Source organism: Alteraurantiacibacter palmitatis (assembly GCF_037154115.1).
GTDB lineage: Bacteria > Pseudomonadota > Alphaproteobacteria > Sphingomonadales > Sphingomonadaceae > Alteraurantiacibacter > Alteraurantiacibacter palmitatis.
Map to the genome: position 1 here is coordinate 17,116 of NZ_JBANRO010000009.1, position 18,805 is coordinate 35,920.

Annotated in this window: 18 protein-coding genes; 6 read left to right on the plus strand and 12 right to left on the minus strand. The window is 62.2% G+C overall.

What is annotated here, in order from left to right; all coding sequences use genetic code 11:
* The first annotated feature begins 43 nt into the window (after nucleotides 1–43).
* Nucleotides 44–238, plus strand: coding sequence for a hypothetical protein (locus tag WFP44_RS11600; protein ID WP_336926728.1), 195 nt, complete (start codon nucleotides 44–46; stop codon nucleotides 236–238).
* Between the two features lie 102 nt (nucleotides 239–340).
* Here the strand turns inward: WFP44_RS11600 and WFP44_RS11605 are convergent, their stop codons facing one another.
* A complete protein-coding gene (locus WFP44_RS11605; protein WP_336926729.1) occupies nucleotides 341–577 on the minus strand; it encodes a hypothetical protein in 237 nt (78 codons plus the stop codon).
* 325 nt (nucleotides 578–902) lie between these two features.
* On the opposite strand from WFP44_RS11605, the gene WFP44_RS11610 reads away from it, so the two are divergent.
* Nucleotides 903–1,133, plus strand: coding sequence for a DUF6437 family protein (locus WFP44_RS11610; RefSeq protein ID WP_336926730.1), 231 nt, complete (start codon nucleotides 903–905; stop codon nucleotides 1,131–1,133).
* Nucleotides 1,134–1,249: 116 nt separating this feature from the next.
* Here the strand turns inward: WFP44_RS11610 and WFP44_RS11615 are convergent, their stop codons facing one another.
* From WFP44_RS11615 to WFP44_RS11645, 7 genes are all read right to left on the minus strand, one after another.
* Nucleotides 1,250–1,639: a single-stranded DNA-binding protein gene (locus WFP44_RS11615; protein WP_287890640.1), complete on the minus strand. Its 390-nt coding sequence runs from the start codon at nucleotides 1,637–1,639 to the stop codon at nucleotides 1,250–1,252.
* Nucleotides 1,640–2,184: 545 nt separating this feature from the next.
* Nucleotides 2,185–2,775, minus strand: coding sequence for a VapC50 family PIN domain-containing toxin (locus tag WFP44_RS11620; RefSeq protein ID WP_336926731.1), 591 nt, complete (start codon nucleotides 2,773–2,775; stop codon nucleotides 2,185–2,187).
* 12 nt (nucleotides 2,776–2,787) lie between these two features.
* Nucleotides 2,788–3,246 carry a helix-turn-helix domain-containing protein gene (locus WFP44_RS11625; RefSeq protein ID WP_336926732.1) on the minus strand — a complete coding sequence of 153 codons (459 nt, stop codon included), beginning with the start codon at nucleotides 3,244–3,246 and terminating at the stop codon, nucleotides 2,788–2,790.
* Between the two features lie 114 nt (nucleotides 3,247–3,360).
* Complete coding sequence (locus tag WFP44_RS11630; RefSeq protein ID WP_336926855.1) at nucleotides 3,361–4,305, minus strand: DUF2493 domain-containing protein; 945 nt, start codon at nucleotides 4,303–4,305, stop codon at nucleotides 3,361–3,363.
* A gap of 301 nt (nucleotides 4,306–4,606) precedes the next feature.
* Nucleotides 4,607–5,029, minus strand: coding sequence for a hypothetical protein (locus WFP44_RS11635; protein ID WP_336926733.1), 423 nt, complete (start codon nucleotides 5,027–5,029; stop codon nucleotides 4,607–4,609).
* Nucleotides 5,030–5,040: 11 nt separating this feature from the next.
* Nucleotides 5,041–5,982, minus strand: a complete 942-nt coding sequence (locus WFP44_RS11640) for an ArdC family protein (RefSeq protein ID WP_336926734.1) — start codon at nucleotides 5,980–5,982, stop codon at nucleotides 5,041–5,043.
* A gap of 167 nt (nucleotides 5,983–6,149) precedes the next feature.
* On the minus strand, nucleotides 6,150–8,138 hold the full coding sequence (locus tag WFP44_RS11645) for a ParB/RepB/Spo0J family partition protein (protein WP_336926735.1): 1,989 nt from the start codon (nucleotides 8,136–8,138) through the stop codon (nucleotides 6,150–6,152).
* A 538-nt stretch (nucleotides 8,139–8,676) separates the two neighbouring features.
* Between WFP44_RS11645 and WFP44_RS11650 the strand changes: the two genes are divergently transcribed.
* Genes WFP44_RS11650 through WFP44_RS11660 form a run of 3 tightly spaced genes read left to right on the plus strand, consistent with a single transcriptional unit; the run spans nucleotide 8,677 to nucleotide 10,783 of the window.
* A complete protein-coding gene (locus WFP44_RS11650) occupies nucleotides 8,677–9,243 on the plus strand; it encodes a hypothetical protein (protein WP_336926736.1) in 567 nt (188 codons plus the stop codon).
* On the plus strand, nucleotides 9,243–9,593 hold the full coding sequence (locus WFP44_RS11655) for a hypothetical protein (RefSeq protein WP_296310928.1): 351 nt from the start codon (nucleotides 9,243–9,245) through the stop codon (nucleotides 9,591–9,593). Before WFP44_RS11650 ends, WFP44_RS11655 begins: the two co-directional genes overlap by 1 nt.
* Nucleotides 9,590–10,783 carry a hypothetical protein gene (locus WFP44_RS11660; RefSeq protein ID WP_336926737.1) on the plus strand — a complete coding sequence of 398 codons (1,194 nt, stop codon included), beginning with the start codon at nucleotides 9,590–9,592 and terminating at the stop codon, nucleotides 10,781–10,783. Before WFP44_RS11655 ends, WFP44_RS11660 begins: the two co-directional genes overlap by 4 nt.
* Here WFP44_RS11660 and WFP44_RS11665 read toward each other — a convergent pair.
* Nucleotides 10,730–11,542 (minus strand): hypothetical protein, encoded by an 813-nt coding sequence (locus WFP44_RS11665; RefSeq protein WP_336926738.1) that lies wholly within the window; start codon nucleotides 11,540–11,542, stop codon nucleotides 10,730–10,732. The two genes, WFP44_RS11660 and WFP44_RS11665, sit on opposite strands and share 54 nt — an antisense overlap.
* A gap of 258 nt (nucleotides 11,543–11,800) precedes the next feature.
* Here WFP44_RS11665 and WFP44_RS11670 point away from each other — a divergent pair, with 258 nt between their 5' ends.
* On the plus strand, nucleotides 11,801–13,240 hold the full coding sequence (locus tag WFP44_RS11670) for an IS1182 family transposase (RefSeq protein ID WP_336926739.1): 1,440 nt from the start codon (nucleotides 11,801–11,803) through the stop codon (nucleotides 13,238–13,240).
* Between the two features lie 116 nt (nucleotides 13,241–13,356).
* Here WFP44_RS11670 and WFP44_RS11675 read toward each other — a convergent pair whose 3' ends face one another.
* Genes WFP44_RS11675 through WFP44_RS11685 form a run of 3 tightly spaced genes read right to left on the minus strand, consistent with a single transcriptional unit; the run spans nucleotide 13,357 to nucleotide 18,792 of the window.
* A complete protein-coding gene (locus WFP44_RS11675; RefSeq protein ID WP_336926740.1) occupies nucleotides 13,357–14,088 on the minus strand; it encodes an RES family NAD+ phosphorylase in 732 nt (243 codons plus the stop codon).
* The gene (locus WFP44_RS11680; RefSeq protein WP_336926741.1) at nucleotides 14,085–14,498 is read right to left on the minus strand and encodes an MbcA/ParS/Xre antitoxin family protein; all 414 of its coding nucleotides are present in this window, start codon (nucleotides 14,496–14,498) and stop codon (nucleotides 14,085–14,087) included. The genes WFP44_RS11675 and WFP44_RS11680 overlap by 4 nt, the downstream gene beginning before the upstream one ends.
* 52 nt (nucleotides 14,499–14,550) lie before the next feature.
* On the minus strand, nucleotides 14,551–18,792 hold the full coding sequence (locus WFP44_RS11685; protein WP_336926742.1) for a strawberry notch family protein: 4,242 nt from the start codon (nucleotides 18,790–18,792) through the stop codon (nucleotides 14,551–14,553).
* Between the last annotated feature and the right edge of the window lie 13 nt (nucleotides 18,793–18,805).

The window sequence follows — 18,805 nt, forward strand, 5'->3', positions numbered from 1 at the left end:
GCGTACGTTACCGCAATCGAACGAACGGAAAGAGAGGCAGGCAATGGCCCAGATCAGCTTGAGTGCAACACCGAAAGGCAACGGCTTTCAGGGGACGATCACCTATCCCTATGGCGTCTCGATAAGCTCGGCTGAGACATACCCGACGATTGCGGAGGCTATTTCGGCAGCGGCGATAAAGATGCTTGAGATGCCCGAACGCCTCGAGGAAATCGACAGATCGGAACTCGCCGGCTGACCCTCAATCAGCGGCCGTATTAACCCGAACGCGAAGCTGCGGGATCCGAGCAAAAAACAAAGGGAGGAAGCCCTGACGGACTTCCCCCCTTGATCCTCCGGGTCAGAATTCATCGCTGAGGCGGCCGGGCACCGTATCGATGACGCGGTTCTGCAAGGCCTTTGGCAATGCCCCGTAATCGCCTTCATCGACCGCGATGTAACCGGCCTCGCCATCGGTCAACACGTATTGGGTGAAGTAGCTGTGATAGGACCGGGCATGGGCCTGATCGAGAGCCGCAACGAAGGCTGCCTGATCTGCGTGGTACCCGTTATCGGCCGTGCAATGTGAAGCGTACATGATCTTTCCTCCTGATGTTCGATGCGTCGCATCAGGAGCTGCGAGGATGTGGGTGACGGGCTGGGTCAGGGACCGCGTCAGCGGCCGCGAAGCGGCGATGGGGGCAACGATTTTTGTCGGGCTTGCACGGCAAAAATGGTGGGGCCCCGTCGTCCTTGACGCAGCCCCAAAGCCCGCATCACACTTGGCCTATCTGCGAGAGAGCCCCCCACCAACAGTTGTGTGGGAGCGCGTCGGTCAGCCCCACAAACCACTTCCCTACTTGCCCGCGCAGTGCCACTCTCGTCGACGGAGGGGACCAACGGCCAACAAGGAGGAACACCCTATGGCCAGGTCCAAAATCAGCGCGCGCGATGCGCTGAAGAAACTGCGTGAACAGCGTGCCCAGCTCGACGGCGAGGAGGTTCGTCTTCGGCAGGAGGTGGCGATCGAGCTCGGCAGAGTGCTGATCGAGTGCGGCGCAGAGACCATCGATCCGGCGCAGCTGCGCCAGATCGTCAGCGCATCGATGGCGCTCGGCATCGAGGAAACGCTGAAGCGGATTGCTCCCGCGTAAGTGTCACCAGGGCGGCGGCACGGGGTTCGATGCCCCGTGCCGCCGCATCGCAAGGCAACAAAAGAAATGGCCCCGATGGCGTGTGCCACCGGGGCCTTTTCGTGAGGCAAGGACACTCAGTCCTCGTCGATATCGGGAGCATCCTCGTTGCTGCCAGAGCGCCCCTTGGTGAGGAAATCGACCTTGTCGGCGATGATCTCGCAGCCGTAACGCTTGGTGCCGCTTTCGTCTTCCCACTGGGTGTAGTGGATACGACCTTCGACCGAGACCATCTGGCCCTTGGTGCAGTACTTGGCGACGTTTTCGCCGAGGCCGTTGAAGCAGGTCACGCGGTGGAATTCGCTGTCCTTGGCGGTGTAGCCGTTCTCGTCCTTGTAGGTCTTGCCTTCCTTGCGGGCGGGACGATCGGTCACAACCGAGACCGAGGTGATGCTGGTTCCACCTTGAGTGGTGCGGGTTTCGGGGTCGCGAGCGATGCGGCCAACGAGGATAACGAGATTGGTCATGGGTACTCTCCTGATCGAGCATTCCGGGTCCATCCCGGCTGCAAAACCCGAGCAGAAGCGCCCCGCGGCGAAGCGCACCGAAGGGAAACCCCGATCTGGTTCGGGTGGTGCGGGCAGCCGGGCAAAGCCCGGCAACTCGGCCGGACCTGATCGGGGTTGCGCGTCTCGACGGGGGGTGATTCAGGGACAGGTTTGCATCGAAGCCGGGTGGAGCTGGATGCGTTGGGCAGGCGTGCCATTCACTCTCGCAACCTTTGGCCGATGGGACCCTAACCCACCCCCTGACGACGGAGGCCTCTCCTCGCTGACTTTGCAACCGGCCTGCCTAACGTAGGCATCTTTGAGGCTGACGGCAGCACGGCAGGAGCGATGCCCACCATGAAACCTTACGGCCTTGTCAACGAGCCAGAAATGTCACTTGGCAAGCTTGGCGTCGGAACGTCGTTCAACCATTATCGGCAGCAGGACGAAGTCCCAGCACGGCTCGTAGCCTTGATCGCATCTTCAACAGCTTGCCTACGCGCGCCGTCAGCTCGACCGACAGATCAGATCGAATCTGCGTGATTGTTGAGGATCGATGCGGTCACAAACAGGCGGTGCGTCTCGAGCGATTTCAGGAATTCCTGTGGCGACATGTCGGGCCGCCGCAATCGCATCCGCATATCTCTGATCGCGGCGACGGCCTTGCCCTCATCAAGAGCGATGGTGTCCGCAATAAAGTCGTCCGCCGTGCGCGCCTCAATGTTCATTGGGGACAGAATGGACGCCGGAAAGTCAGCAAGGTTGTCAGTGACAACCGCTTGCGCCTGGGTCTGGACGGCAGCCGCAAGGACATGCTCATCATTGGGGTCCGGCAGGCCAAACGTCATCGGTTGCTGCGCTTCCTGATCGTCGACAAGAGCTTCAGGAAAAGCTGTCTGCATCGCCCTCACTGCCCGGGCCGCTCGGGCATAATGATCTTCGAAACCTCGCTCTTCGAAGATGTTGCGCAGTGCCGATTGCGTTTCCGAAATGATGCTCCGGGACCAGCGGACGCGAAAGAATTCGGCTTCGGCAAGCGTCAGCAGAAGGTCGCGGCGGGGCGCACTGACGAGCACGCAGGCATCGATGAGCGCAGTATAGCGATTGGCGAACATGGATCGCGTCGGTCAATAAAGATCCGCGCTATCCGCGATGAGCTCATCCAGCGCTTCGGCCCGGGCATTGTCTCGCGCGGACTTGTAGGCAAAAACATCCTCGGCCTTGAGCCGACGATGACGCCCCACCATCGAGTGAGGAATATCGCCCTTCTCGATCAGCTTGATGAGGTACGGGCGCGACACATTCAGCAAATCAGCCGCCTGCTGCGTGGTCAGCATCTGCTGGATCGGGAGCAAGGTGACGGCGTCACCGCTGCCGATGTAACGCAGCAGCTCGAGGAACAGGTCCGACATTGCCGGTGTCAGGGTGATATCGACCGGCTTTTTGGTCGCCGGATCGGACACCTGCAGATGCGCTTCGCCGGCCTTGTGTGCCGCCAGGATCTGACGAAGCTGATTGGCGATCTGGCGGTCATCGGCAGATGGCAGCCTGTTGCCGAACGGCAAGGCGCTTGCTGGCAATGTCATTGGTCTCTCCGGCTTGGTGGATTGCTATCTAGGGAATATTCGAAATAAACGCAACACATCGCAATCGGCGCGGCCTTTCCGATTTCCTCAACAAAGGCTAATCAGGGCAGCCGCTCACCCCGGCGGTGCTTTCGGGGATGTCCCCAGCGGGCCACGGCGATCGACAACGGTGATCCGCCGAGCCTTGGCTTCGATGACCAGACGTTCGAGCACGCCATTGCCGGGAAAAGCGACGACATAGCGCGGATCGAGCGAGAGCATCCGCTCGTTGCGCTTGAAGCCAGCACGGGCGCCCAGCCGCATATCGAGTGAGAACGTCACCTGCGGGATGCCGCGGCGTTCCGCCCAGCTCGATGCCAAGCGATCGACGCCCTTGGTGTCGCCGCCATGGATGAGGACCATGTCAGGCACGCGGTCGCGGACCCTGTCCAGCGTGGCCCAGACATTGTTGCCGAAGATCAGGGCATCATCTTCGGTAGCATGCCGGGTGCGCCCGCCAGCGAAGACGACTGGCGTTCCTTCGGGCACCGCCGCACGGCGTTTGGCCTCGGCACGGGCACGCAGGAAATCGCGCCCTTCGACGAGCGCAGAAGTCATCATGGCGCTGTGATTGAAGCGCGAACTGGAGACCGGCTTCCAGGAGGAACCGAACTCGTTGAGGTAGAGGGCGGCTGCAATTTCGCGCATCTCTTCGAGCGCCAGCATCGCGCTTTCGGCGCATTGCGCCCGCTCGACATGGGTCTCAAGATCATGGGTATGAACCTCGGATCCATCGGCCGTCGCAATCAGCGCGCGGACCTCGTCGGTCGCCCGGTCAAGGGATGTCGATTTGCGGGTCGCAGAGCGGTGAAAGATGTTGACGAAGGCCCAGCCAAGATCCTCGGCATCGGCTTCGAGCGCGGTGCCGGACACCATGGCAAAAAGATCGGACCAGACCGCTTCGAGGGTTTGGACGACCGCCTCCCGGACCGGGAAATCGCTGGTCGATAGGGGAGCGGGACCGATGGAGAAGCCGGCAAGATCAAGCCCGGCGAGTTGATCGGCAAATGACGTGTGCATGGGAATTTCCTCCTGACTGGCGTGAGGCCGACGCACGCGTTCATGGCTGCGCCAGCGAGAGCCCGTCAGGGCCAGCATTCAGGCAGGATTGCGCACCCGTCAGGGGGAACCCGGCTTGGCGGGCTGGTGCGGGCAGGCCTTCAGCCCGAAGGGCCAAGGCCAACACGGGCCCGTCCAAGCCGGGTTGCGCAAGACTGGCGGCTGGCCCAGGGCCTCTCTCGCATGGCGACAGACCATGAGTGGACGGCAAAGTTCAGTGAGGGATGGCAACCCAGCGCTGCGCCTCACCAACTCGCAAACCTCAAGCTGCGCGCTTTGTGTAGACCCCCTCGCCGTTCGACATATGCCCGAGGCAGTCATAGTCGCCAAACATGGCATCGAAGCGGGATGCGATCTGGGACAGCCAGCGCTGTGCCCGCGGTGACCGGGCCGTGCGCCAATCGGCGTCCCAATAGGCCCCGTCTTCGCGTTCGACGATCCAGACAGCCACCAGCCCTCCGTAGATCGATACGCCGAAATCGGCGTAGGCATTGCGCATAAGGATCCGGTCTTCCCGGCCGCGCCAGCCGTCATGGGGGATCAGCGACGGGAAAGCTCGGGCTGCGCGCTCGCGCAAGTCCTCGCGCAGCCATTCGTACTCGAATTCCCAATCGTCTTCGGCTTCGACCTCGAGCACGGTGAACGCGACGATAGCGCCGCTGGGATAGCTGACAGATCTGCCCATGACACCCTCCCTCAGGCCGCGAGTGCAGCGTCGTCTGATGCGTCATCGAACTGCTCAGGCGTGACCCTCCCGCCGAGCCTCAGCAGCAGGCTCGAAGCTTCTTCGGCCTTGGACGCAGCAGTCAGAATGGCGCGGTCGTCGTCCTTCAGCAGCCTGAGCCAATGCTCGATATAGCTCGCGTGGCTGTCGAGATGGGTGACTGGTAGCCCCAGCTCAGCACCCAGCATGGCACTCGAGAGCTCGGCGATGAGTTCCTCGGCGGCATAGGCAGCCGTACCGAAACGGTTCTTGAGATCACGTCCCAGACGGCTGGCATGGCCTGTCCAGTGCGATAGCTCGTGGGCAAGAGTGGCGTAATAGTGATCGAAACCATTGAACAGGCTGGCCGGCGGCATCGTCACGCGATCCGCAGTCGGTTCATAGTAGGCCTCACAGCCCTGATGACGCAGATTGACGGGGATAGCGGCGAAGAAGGCGTCGAGCTCCGCTTCCCGCCCTTCAGGCTCGACCAGTTCAAGCGTTGCGGCCGGATGAAAGCGTTCCGGCAGACCTTCCACCTGATCGGCGTTGAAGACCGGATAGGCTTTCAGCACCCGGCGAGCTTCGTCGGTCTTTTCGCCGGTATCGGGGGTTTCAACCTCCTTGGTGTAGCTCTTGTAGAAGATCGCGATGGTCGACTTCTCGCCCTTGCGGACCTGGGCGCCGAGCGATTTTGCCTGATTGTAGGTCATCCAGAATGGCGAGGCGTAGCCGCACATGTCGGCGACCATCCACAACCAAAATACGTTCATACCCCGGTACGGAATCCCGCAGGCCCGCAAGGGCCGGGAGACCGGGACACCGCGCCATGGCTTGATCCACGGCTTGGTGCCCGCTTCCAGACGGGCGATGATTTCCTGGGTAATGCGGGTGGCGGGCGACAAGCCGCCGCCCTGCCCCTTGCGATAGGCCATGACTGTTCTCCTGAATGAGGCATCTGACAGTCGGCGACGGCTTCGCCGGTCAGTGCCACAGGTTCCCGAGCCCCCTCTGCTCTCCCTTGCAAAAAGGAAGCGGCCCTCCGGCATAAGCCGAAGGACCGCTTCACGAGGTGCGAGTGGCCTAGCCTGTCAGGAGGAGGTCAGGCGGCCAGCTCGCGGGGAGACTGATGTTCGTCGTCACTGCCCTGCTCCGCGCCAGCGGGGCCGATCTCGGCTTCGCCAGCATCCGGCGCAGGGCAAGCGAAGCACATGACCTCAGGCACCCAGGCCAGGGCCTTCTCGCGAACGTCGACCTCGGTGATGTAGGTACCAGCGAAGACGCGCTCGGCGCTCATTGCGAGGTCACCCTTCTTGACCGAGGCGAAGCGCGAGGAGAGCTCGAGACCGCCGACATCGGTCAGCGCATCGAGGATCACCTGCTTCGACACCCGGTCAAAGTAGTTGGCCGCCGTCGGGCGCCACCACTGCGCCATGTCGATACCGATCAGGCTGCCAAGGTGATCTTGGAACGGCAGCTGGCGCTCACCGGACATGTTGAGGCTCGCCTCGAGCGACCGGGCCACGACGTAACCCAGCCAAGCCGCGCGGCTGTCATCGGGCAGCGCCCGAAACAGGTCGAAGCGGGACATTGCATCCTCACCGCCGCGCCAGCGTTCGTCGAGACCGGACCTGAGCTCGGCAAGCGCGCTGCTTGCAGGTGCATCTTTGGCTTCGAATCCGATGATCGGGCCTGCCGAAACAGGCGCGCGCAGCGTGGTCGAAGGGCGCGCCCGCCAGTCGTGGGTATCGGCATCGGCAAGCGTGAAGACCATGATGTCGAGCGCGAGCCCGGGGTCGGATGCTATGTGCAATGCCAGAACATCGCGGCGCTGCATGGCAAGCTCGTCGACCAGGCGCTTGGACAAAGTGGTCCGGCGCTTCTCTGAACCTTCCCCGCCCGAGACGACCGCGATCTCGCTGTTGGCTTCGGCGGGATCAGTCTGACGCTCGCCGTAGAACACCGGCTGGAGAACCGGCGTACCATCGCGGGAAAGCACCAGCACCATTCCTGCCTCGGCCTTGAGCTTGGGCGCGATGACGGGCGGTCGGGCGCGGATTTCCTGGCACTCGCGTTCGATGGCCTCGATGGCGGCTTCGGCTGCTGCCACGGCCTCCTCGTTACTGTCCTCATCCTCGAGGATCGCCGCATGCTCGTCATAGGACGCATCGAGTTCGTCGAGCCTAGCCACCTCGGTTTCGGACAAAGGCGCCGGTTCGGCGGGAAGCCGGACAAGCCCATCGACCAGATCGTGGCTGGCATAGGGATCGAGCGTCGGCTTGACCCAGGCAAGACCCTGCTCGGCGGCGAGGGCTTTGGCCTGCTCTTCCATCTTTGCCGCCGCGAGGCTTTCGAGCAGCGCGACATCGACCCAGGATTCGCTGTCGTCGTCGTCGAACAGCTCACGCTCGATCCGCCCGCCGGCGGCAATGTAGGCATCGCGGCCGATGAGCCGGGCGCGCGGATCGCTGCCCCGTACTGTCCCGGACAGGACCATACGCCGGACACTATCGGGGTTGGGCGCATAGTAGGCCGAGGACACCTGCTCGAAGACGCGGGTCTGGATCTCCTGGTCGGACGTCGCACCGAAGGCCTTGGCAATGTCGAGGGTGATCTCTCCGGCGGCGAGCGCCTCGAACACGACGGGCGCAAGCGTTGCGAGACGCAGCCGGCCCTCGACGAAGCGGAAAGTCAGACCGAAGCGGCGGGCAACATCTTCAACAGTTGCACCCCCAGACACGAGCGCGGCAAAGGCCTCGGCTTCGTCGGCGGGGTTCATGGCGAGGCGGTGGAAGTTCTCGGCGAGGCTGGTCTCGACGGCTGCTTCGGCGCTGTCCTCGAGCACAAGGCATGTAACTTCATGGTCGCGGGCGAGAAGCTTCTCTTCAGCCAGCGCGAGCATAGCGCGGCGACGACGCTCCCCGGCTTCGACTTCGAACTTACCCTTGGCGGCTGGCCGAACAATAAGGTTCTGCAGCAGCCCGCGGGCTGCGATGCTGGCCTTGAGTTCAGCATCTGCTGCCGGATCACCGTGGCGGCGGACATTGCGAGGCGACTGAACGAGCTTGTTCAGCGGGATCGACTTGATCATGGGACACACTCCTGATTGTGAGCCCGGCGCATCGACCATCGACGCCCAAATGGCTCAATCAGGGCAAGCCCCCTCCTCTCTTGGACGATTGCTCCGAGTTTCACAGCCCGGTCGGCAGCGAGGGATGACGATTGCTGGTACTTTGCTGCCAGCAAACCGCAAGCTGCCGTACGGCGGGATCCGCCACGAGCCGACAACGAGCGTTTATCCAACCCTAACGGCATTCCGACAGCACCTGGGCCGATTGCTGACTATCCGCTTGTGGGCGCGCTGGGGAGCAGCCGGACCTCCTAATTTGTAACACATATGGTCCCAGCTTTCATTCTCCTTGCTTCGGGAGATCCCTTTGCAAGACGACGTCGTGATGCTCGTATTCACCGAAAAAGCGATCATTTGGGCGGTCGTATGGCCGCCCGAAGGGCTTGGACGGTGGCTCAGTGGCTGGCCCGACCCGTCCACAGCACACGCATGGTCTCGGAGAAACCCTTGACGGATCGCCGTCCCTCACCTATCTCACTTTTATGAGTGAGGATATGAAATGATTCGATACCCGATGCTGGCCCACCCCGCTGGAAGCACAACGCTGGCTGGTAGCGCCATGGGACGGCAGATGCTTGCCCAGCTAATCGAGAAAACGACGCCGGTGGCCGAGCCCACCCTCGCCTTCCTCGATTTCGCCGCGGTGGACATCGCGACGGGGTCGTTTCTTCGTGAGGCCGTCATGGGCTTCCGCGACTTCTGCCGCAACGCGGCGGGCATGATCTACCCCGTGGTCGCCAATGCCAATGCGACCATCGAGGAAGAGCTTGCGACCTACCTTCGTGGTCGCAACGATGCCATTTGGGCATGCACCCTCGACACGGACGGTACAACCGCCGACCCGCACATCCTCGGCGAGCTGGACGCCGGGCAGATGAGCACCATCCAACTTATCGCCGCGCATCATCCGATTTCCGCGCCGGACCTGGCCAAGCTCCGCCCCGACGACAAGATCGGCACGACCGCATGGAACAACCGGCTGGCGACGCTTTCCGCCAAGGGCATGCTGAAGGAAGTGCGCCACGGCAAAACCAAGCTGTTTAGCCCTGTGATGGAGGCGATCTGATGGGTGCCGATTTTATCCGCGAACAGTCCGGTCAGCCCTGGCGCAAGCGCTGGAATAAGGGCGTGGACCGGCTCAAGGAACCGGGGCTGTTTGATGTTCAGTTTGGAGCGCAGCAGCGCACCATTACGGCGGACATCGATCCCGGGTTGAGCGTGCAGCCTGGCGACGAGCTGGTGGTGCAATGCGGGTCTGGCAACGCCATGGTGTGCCGTGGACAAAGCCGCATTGGCGCGGTGAATGGCCTGCCATCCGACATGCACGCATCCATTACTGAATGCGGCGGTGTCGCCCTCGGAATCGTCGAACGGGTCAGTCGGTTCGGCAACAGCGCGGAGCTTCGTTTGCAATGAAGAATGCCAACAACCATTCGCTGCCCCGCCTCGTGCGCAATGCGCAGAGTCTGTGGGACGATGCCGCGACCATGCCTTCTTCGCTGGGCTGTGTGACCTGTATTGACCGCCCCATCTGCGGTGGTGTCCATAATGGTGCCAGCTTCTTCGACTGCGGCGATTACTGCCGCTGCAAGGACAAGGCGACCTGTGACCTCGTCTGCCGAGGCAAGCCGAAGCAGTTTGTGGAACGCTTGAGGGAAGTCGGTGGGCTGGAGTTCGCCAACGTGCCCCGCGCTCAAGTCGTGCCCATCGAGGCACTGCCGCCGATGGTCCCGTTGATCGATCATGCCACCGCGCGTGTCGGCACGCTCAACTCCCCGATTGTGGCGCTGCCGCTCTATGCCCTTTTAAACATCGACGCGGGCACGCTACGTTATCCCGACCGTGCAGCGCTAAGCCAGAAATTCGGCATCGACCCGAATGCCCGGCTGGTGGTTTCCGGGGTGGCTCGGGACAGGAAGATCGAGCGTTACTGGGCTTCAAATGACAGGCCTGTCATGCTTGAACAGTTGGCTGCCCTCGACATCGCGCTGATCACGCCTCCCAATTTCAGCGTGCTGACCGATGTGCCCCGCACTGATAACCTGCATGCCATGAAGCGCATCCTCATGGCGACGGTGGAGATGATGCAGGCGGGGCTGCCGACCGCTTTGCATCCCAACGCGCGCACGGAACGGGATTATGAGCGCTGGGGCGAGCTGATCGCCGAGCGCCCGGAGATCCAATACCTCGCGTTCGAGTTTGCGACCGGCGCAGGCCGTGGCGAACGACTGGATTGGCATGTGGCGCAGCTAACAGCCCTTGCCGCGCGCGTGCCGCAACCACTGGGTTTGGTGGTTCGTGGTGGCATGCGCGCGCTCGAACCGCTGCGGGCAGCCTTTGCGGCGGTGACGATGATCGATAGCGACGCCTTCACCAAGACCCGCTGCCGCCAGGAGGCGCAATTCCGGCACGATGGAAAGTTGGTGTGGCACAAGCATCCGACCCCGCCTGGCGCGCCGATCGATGCTTTGTTGCAGCAGAACGTCGCGGCGCTCCACAGTCACCACATCATTCTGGCGCGCACGCACGCCGAAAAACGGCGCGGCCCTTGGTCAGAGGGCTTCCGCGCGCCAAATCGCGCTGATCGTCAGGCCCTCGAGTGCTGACGTATGACTTAGTCGCTGATCGCCATTGAGGGGATCATGCGTCGGGCAAAGCATGAGCGCGTGATCGCCAGAGCGGAAGCGAAGCTCCGCTCTGTCAGTCACCATGGACCGGCAAAGCTGTACGAATCCCTGCCCACGACCACTTGCCGAAGGGAAGCGCGACACACCGGTTTTGATCGCCTCGGCCAGCGCCGCCCCTGCATCCGGCAGATGCGCGTAGTCGGGATTTTGCCGTAGCGTTTCCAGCACACCCATGCCACGATCCGCCACTACAAACTCGAAGGAGCGATCCGTGACGGCATAGGCGACCAGTCCCGTATGAGCCGCGCCGCTATGCTCGTAGACATTGTCCTGCATCTCACCCATCGCTCCGATGAGCGACGCAACGAGCCCGGCGGGAAAACCCCGGTTCTTCGCCGCATTTTCCGCATGGAGCAGCCATTGCTGCCAGACCGGATCACCGGTCTCTACAGGGTTTTTAAGAGGAAGTGGGAAGACTCCTGCCTGATCGCTAAAGCCACCGCCGAACGGTTGACCCGTCGCCCATGCCTCACGAACTTGAGAAGCGAACGCCCCCGCGAATGAAATAGATTCGTACTCACTCGGGAATTGCTGAGCACCTGCCAGCAACTCAATGACTGGGCCGATGCGGCCCGAGTTCTCAATCACGATCGAACCGTGATCCCGCAACCTCCCATGCGCTGCCTCTCGCAAGAGATCATCGACGTCAGAGAACTGAGCCTGAAGGGCGTGCATCATTGCCCAATATCACAAGGACTTGGTCAACTCCTACCATTCTTTCAATCAACGATGATCCGGAACTACGCCTGCCAAAGGCTGCGTCAAACGTTCCAAATTGCGGCCTTTTGCTGACTATAAGCGTCTGGGCGTTCTATCGGCAGCTTGTGTCAGGAGCGGACATTCCTATTGGCCGTGCTGAACGACCGTGTCTGGGTCGAGGCTGTGTAAAAACGCGAGAAAATGCTATGATCTCCTGAGTTTCAGGAGGCTTTTGAGATGGGCCGTTTCGTTGAAGGTCAGGACTGCCGGCAAGGCTTTCTGTTGCTAGCATCGCTCGATGACTATGTGTCTGAGGACAACCCTGTTCGGGTTATAGCGGCTTTCATCGACGAACTGGACCTGCATGTGTTGGGGTTTGCCGGTGCAACGCCTGCCCGCACGGGACGACCTTCCTACCATCCCTCGACGATGCTCAAGATCTACCTTTACGGCTACTTGAACCGGGTTCAGTCGAGCCGGCGTCTCGAGCGCGAGACGCAGCGCAATATCGAACTGATGTGGCTGACCGGCAGGCTGGCGCCCGACTTCAAGACGATCGCCAACTTCCGGCGTGAGAACGGCCCGGCAATCCGGGCGACGTGCCGCCAGTTCGTCATGCTGTGCCGCAGGCTTGGCTTGCTCACCCAGGCCGTTGTCGCTGTTGATGGCAGCAAGTTCAAAGCGGTAAACAACCGGGACCGCAACTACACGGTGCACAAGGCTGCGAAACGGATCGAACAGGTCGAGGCGAGTATCGATCGCTATCTTGCCACCCTTGATCGCGCCGACCGTGAAGGCAGCGATGTTCCCGAAGTTCGGGTCGACCAGATCCGCGAGAAGATCGCTGGCTTGCGTCGTCAAATGCAGTTCCTGAAGGGGATGGCCGAACAGGTCGACAACGCTCCTGACCGTCAGGTATCGCTGACCGACCCTGATGCGCGTTCCATGAGCACGAGCGGCCGTGGGACCGGGATCGTCGGCTATAACGTCCAGGCGGTGGTCGATGCCGAACACCACCTCATCGTCGCGCACGAAGTCGTCAATGAAGGACATGACCGAACGCAGCTCGCGCCGATGAGCCGCCAGGCGAAGGACGCCATCGGCGCCGACGAGATCACCGTCCTGGCAGATCGCGGCTATTACAATGCGGAGCAGGTACTGGAATGCGATGCCATTGGCATCCTGCCGAGCGTGCCCAAGACCGACACCTCGGGCAAAGCGCAGCGTGGCCTCTTCACGAAAGCCGAGTATGTCTATGATGCGGATAAAGATCATTATACCTGCCCGGCAGGCGCGCAGCTCACGAGAACCTCGATACGCTCTGACCATCGCGGCGAGGAATACAAATATCGCAATCTCACCGCCTGTCATACGTGCGAGCTGAGACCGCGCTGCACACCCGAAAAGGCGAAGCGCATAAGGCGGTGGGCGAATGAAGCTGTGCTCGAGGCCATGCAGAAACGGCTCGATCTGCTGCCCGAAGCCATGGCCATCCGTCGCCGAACCGTCGAACATGTCTTCGGCACGCTCAAATCATGGATGGGCAGTACGCACTTCCTCACCAGAACACTGAAAAACGTCAGAACCGAGATGAGCCTCAGCGTTCTTGCCTACAACATGAAGCGGATGATCAGGATGATGGGCGTCCCAGCGCTGCTTGAGGCGATCCGGACCTGAAAACAACATTATCGTCAGCTCTTCCCTCACCACGGAGAACCGGCTGACCCAATCCAACTGGGCGTTTTTACACAGCCTCGGTCGAGATCTGCCAATCATCAGCACGTATTCGGCACTCAGCCAATGCTCGGCAAATTTACAACTCGGAAAACAGACCCGGATCCGGCATCGCGGACAAGGTCAACGCGCTGGCCATCCCAGTGATAATCGAGGTGCCGCCCCTGCAAGGGGTTTGACGCGCAGTCCGGATAGAAGAGCGCAACGCATTCCCCATCCGGATGCCGGACGCTCGGGTAGGCGATCCCGTCCGATCCCGCGCCCCTGAGTTGTTGCGCGAGCGCTTGGGACGCAGCATAGCTGTCGGCATTGAGCGCCGGAACTAGCTCACCCGCCAACTGTCGGAGGTCATGCAGGCCTGCATCGACCGACATGACGATTTCCCGGAATTGCGAGGTCCAGCCAGGTGCTTCCTTGGTGCGCGCCATGAAGCGGGCATGGTGATGGATCGTCTCGAACAGCGCAGTTTCGAACCGATCCCCGACGTAGAGAACGCCGTAATTGCCGTCGGTAAAGCGGCTTGGCCGGTCGGTGCTGACGTGCGTGAAGGGCGCCATGAGGTAGGAAGCCCCGTTGCCGCCCACGCGCCGCCCTTCTGGAACGAGGTCAAGATTGCCAATCGTCGCCATGATGCGAGGATTAGTCTTCTGCTCTGCCGAAATCAGCAGCGGCCAGTCAGCTGGATCAGCGATATCTTCGAACAGATCGATTGGCGGAAAGGCACTGCGGATGATCCTGACAGCGCCTTTCCACTCAACTCGAGAAACGGGGATATCCGCCGTTCCGCTCACCAGCCACCGCGCTCGGCGTCCAGGCAGCGGCGCACCCGCATGATGTCGGTAAGCTCGCCTCCCAGCATCACGTCGAGCGCACTGGCTCCGCCGAACGCTTCATTCGCTGCTCTGATCCAAGAATACCCGCGGGTGGCCTCCGAGAAGATGATCCGAAGCGCCTTGTGAATGCCCATGAGGTTGGACAGACGCGCACGCCCATCGCGCGATACGCGCCCAGGGCCTTCCGCCTTCCATCGCCGATAGGAGCGCAGCGGCATGTCGAGCAGCGTTGCCGCCTGCTCGTCGGTCAGATCCCACTTGCCGAATAGATTGAGGACTGCCCGGAACATGGCAGCGGCCTCATCCTGGGTAATCGGATCGGGACGGAAAGCGGTAACGGCAGTATCAACGGGTTGCAGAGCTAACATGGCAGTTCTCCATATGGCACCATATATGCTGAATAATGCCATTTGGCAAGATTTAGGCACATGATGCCAATCTGGCCATCACGCCCGCCGCACCCTCGATCGGCACGAAGAGCCGGGTCTGGTAGCGGATGATCTCGGTAAAGCAGCCTTGCGCCTTGTACCAGTCGAGGCGGGCTACGCTCCAACCGGTCAGTTCAATTCGCTGTGAGCCGTTGACCAGGCTGCGTTTGACCATGAGCTTTTCGCGGCCCGCGATTTCCATGGCCCGGCCCGTCGCGAGAACGGTTTGGACAATGTCATTGGCGGACAGCGTTTGTTCCCGTTCGAGACCCAGCGCCCGGCACAGTTCGGGCACGCAATGGACGGGAACCTCACGGCCGAGGAGCGAGCGACCATCCGCCGCCGAGATGCGACTGACCCTCACGAAATCCGATGGCAGCTTGTCCCAGACCGGGAGCAGGAGACCCGTCGCAAGATAGAGGCGCTCGCGCTTGTGGCTCGTCCTCGCCTCTTCCACTTCGGCGGCCCACGCCTCGCGGAAAGCGCTCATGGCAATGTCCTCCCAGCTGCTTTCCGCCAACTGATCCTCGGTGATGTGACTGCGCCCCAGCGGACGCAGCAATTCGAAGCGGAAAACGCGGGTACCATCATCGGCAAGAATACTGCGGGCGGGCACAATCAGCGCGACCCGTCCCGAGCGGGCGTTCCGAACGGGCCGCTGCCGTTGCCCCGTGAGGCCGTGAACCTCCTCGAGCCGCCTCAGCGTGAGCGGCTTCAGGGCTCTGGCGATTTCCAGTTCGAGCAGATGGGTCGTCGCGCCCGAGGCCGGATCCGCGCGCAGCAGCGTGTCCGACAGGACAGTGAAGTCTTGGACGGCAATGGTCTCGAGGCCAAGATCGAGTGTCCCAGCCTGACGGGCGGCATCGACGCGCGCTTCAACCAGCCCCATGAACTCGTCGAAGATCGCGTTCTGCAGGGCTATGGGAAGCGCAAGAATGCGGTTGAGCCACCGCTGGATCGAAGGCAGGTCATCAACTATCGAACCATCAGGCGCTTCGATCCGGAGACCTGTCAGCTCCTGAAAGCGCTTGAGGCTGACCGCCTCAAGCTTGCCGGTGAACAACAGGCCGAACCAGCGATGGAGCGCTTCCTTGGCGTATATGCTTTCGAGATTGTCGGCCGGATCAAACAGGTTCTGCCCGCCGGTCTGGCGCTGCCCGCGGGTCAGGGCGCCGAGGCTGTCAAGGCGCCGGGCGATCGTCGAGATGAAGCGGCGCTCGCCGCGCACATCGGTGGTCACCGGTCTGAAGAGCGGAGCCGAGGCCTGATTGGTGCGATTGGTGCGGCCAAGCCCTTGGATTGCGGCGTCAGCCCGCCAGCCCGGCTCAAGCAAGAAGTGGACGCGGCGGGCCTGGTTCTTCGCGGCCAGATCGGCATGGTAGCTGCGCCCGGTTCCACCGGCATCGGAGAACACCAGGATGCGCTTGATGCCGTCCATGAAGGCTTGGGTTTCAGCGACGTTGGCCCGCGGCGAACGGGACTGGAGCTTCTGGCGGCCATCGCGGTCGACGATAAGGCGCCTCGTCCGGCCGGTCACTTCCGCAACCTGTTCGAGGCCGAAGCGTTCGATGATGGCATCGAGCGCGGTCGCGATGGGCGGCAAGGCACAGAGCTGCTCGATCATCCGGTCACGCGCGGCGATCGCTGAGCGGCACAGCACCGGTGCGCCATGCTCGTCGCTCATCGGCTCAGAGCGCGGATTGCTGTTTTCATCGGTGAACACCGCCATCAGCCGGACAGGAAAGCTCTTGGTGAGATAGTCGATCACATATTCCCGCGGGGACAGGTCGATCTCCAGCGCTTCGCGCTCCTCGTCAGACAGGTCGGCAAGCCGGCGGTTGAGCATGGCTTCTGCGGTCGACACCAGCTGAACCACAACAGCATGCCCTTCGGCAATAGCCGTATCGATCGCAGGCAGTAGGCTAGGGAGCTTCATCGACAGAAGGAGCTGCGCGAAGAAGCGCTGCTTCGTTCCCTCGAAGATCGACAGCGCTGCAGACTTGGCACCCGAGTTGAGCGTCCCGCCGGTTTCGCTATCGACGATCCGCGTGGCCTCCAGCGCTTCGCGCAGGTTAGCGTGAATGATCGCCCAAGCCTCGGCATAGGCATCGTAGACCGCGATCTGATCCTCGGTCAGGCAATGCTCGAGGATTTCATATTCGACGCCTGCAAAGGAGAGCGCACGCGCGGTGTAGAGGCCGAGCGACTTGAGGTCCCGCGCCACCAGTTCCATCGCGGCGATGCCGCCGTCGCGAATGTCAGCATCGAAAGCCTCGCGATTGGCGAAGGCAGTCTCCGGCCCCCAGAGCCCGAGGCGCGTCGCATAGGCGAGGTTGTTGACGTCGGACGCACCAGTTGCCGAAGCGTAGAGCACCCTTGCCCGGGGGAGGAGGTTCTGCAGGCGCACCCCGGCAATGCCTTGCTCCGATCCTTTGACCTTGCCGCGAGAGCCTTCGCCACCAGCAGCGTTGGCCATGGCGTGCGCTTCGTCGAACACGATCACGCCTTCGAAATCTTCGCCGGCCCAGGCGAGTATCTGGTCAAGGCGCGTTGCATCGTTTCGGCCCGAACGCAGGGTCGGATAGGTCACGAAGAGGACCCCGTCGCGCATCGCGATGGGGGTGCCCAGTTTCCAGGATGCCAGAGGCTGGATGTCGATCGGGAGGCCGCCAAGCGCAGCCCAGTCGCGGCGGGCATCTTCCAACAGCGCCTCGTTCTTCGAAATCCAGATATGGCGGCGTTCCCCGCGCACCCATCGATCAAGAATGACGCTCGCAACCTGGCGGCCTTTGCCAGCGCCTGTTCCGTCGCCAAGGAAATAGCCTTGCCGGTAGGTCTGGCCTTCCGCAGATGCCTTGAGCGAACAGCCCTTGTCCTCAGGCTCGAACCGACCGGGAAGATCGCGGGCGTGAGCGCTAGCGGCGTAGATCAGGGTCTCTGCCTGGGCAGCAGAAAGCAACCCTTTGGCGATAAGCCCGTCAGGCAGCTGCGGAACCGCGTCCGGCCTCGGTGCAGCGATAGACCCCATGGCGACGGACTCAACAAGCGGCGTCGGATGCCCGGCCGCGCCATCGATCACGATCCTGCTCGGACGATAGGGCAGATAATGGCCGACCTGAGGGGCGAGTGGCGCAGGGGTTTCGAGCGACTGGTAGGTGAGCGACCCAATGGCGGAGGCTGAAGGAGTGATCCTGGCTGGTGTCGGCAGCGGCCTGCGCGACTCGGCCACCAGGCGGAACGGCGCACGAAGCGGGAGGCGCGTTTGCTCTCGAACAACGTCCAGGCTGGCGCGAGGCGGCAAAGCATCGACAAGATCGGCCAGCTGGCGGAACTCGTTCGTGCGAATAGCGATGGGCTCGTTGGAACCTTCCACCTTGTCGAGAACCAGCAGTCGCGTGTTGATACCGGTGCCATGCTTGACGAACGCACGTTCGACCGCAGCATTGAGCCGCAGCGAGATCGGTCCCTTCAGCCCTGCAAGGAACCTGCCGCAGTCGAACCATTCAGGCATGATCGCGACAAGTCGACCACCGGGGGCAAGCCGAGTCCACGCGGAGCGCAGATGCCTCGCCCCGGTGCGGCCATCGTGGCCCCGCTCGACGCCGTGAGAATAGGGCGGGTTCATGAGCACGACGCTTGGGACGAAGGCCGGATCGAGCAATTCGTCGATCAGCTCGGCATCATGTCCGGTCACGCGGGCAGCCGGGAACGCCACAGTCAGGCAGTCGCGGCGCAGCGGCGAAATTTCGTTCAGGACAAGGCGGGTGCCGGCCTTGGCGGCCCAGACCGCAAGCATCCCCGTTCCGGCCGAGGGTTCGAGCACGAGCTCGTTGGGCATCAGTCCACAGGCCCGTGCGGCAAGCCAAGCAAGCCGCGGCGGCGTTGCAAACTGCTGCCATTCGATCTGCTCGTCGCTGCGATTGGTCTGGGTCGGAACTCGGGCATTGAGGCCGCAGAAGAACTGTTCCGCCTCGTCGATCGGGCTCGTGAGCTGGATCTGATCTGATGCTTGCAGGTGTTGAACCTGCGCCAGCTCAAGCGCAGCGTGAGCGTCACGAACGGACCAACGCCCCATAGCATCGCTGCCCCCGAAGTGCTCGGTCATGATCCGCGTCACGTCGCTGCGTGAAAGCGCGCGGCCTGCTGCAAACTGCGACGCCATTGCTTTGGCTGCTGTCACGACAAGCGGCGGTGATGGTTCATCGAATGCAAAGGCGAGAGAAGAATTGGACATTGGGAACCTCCTG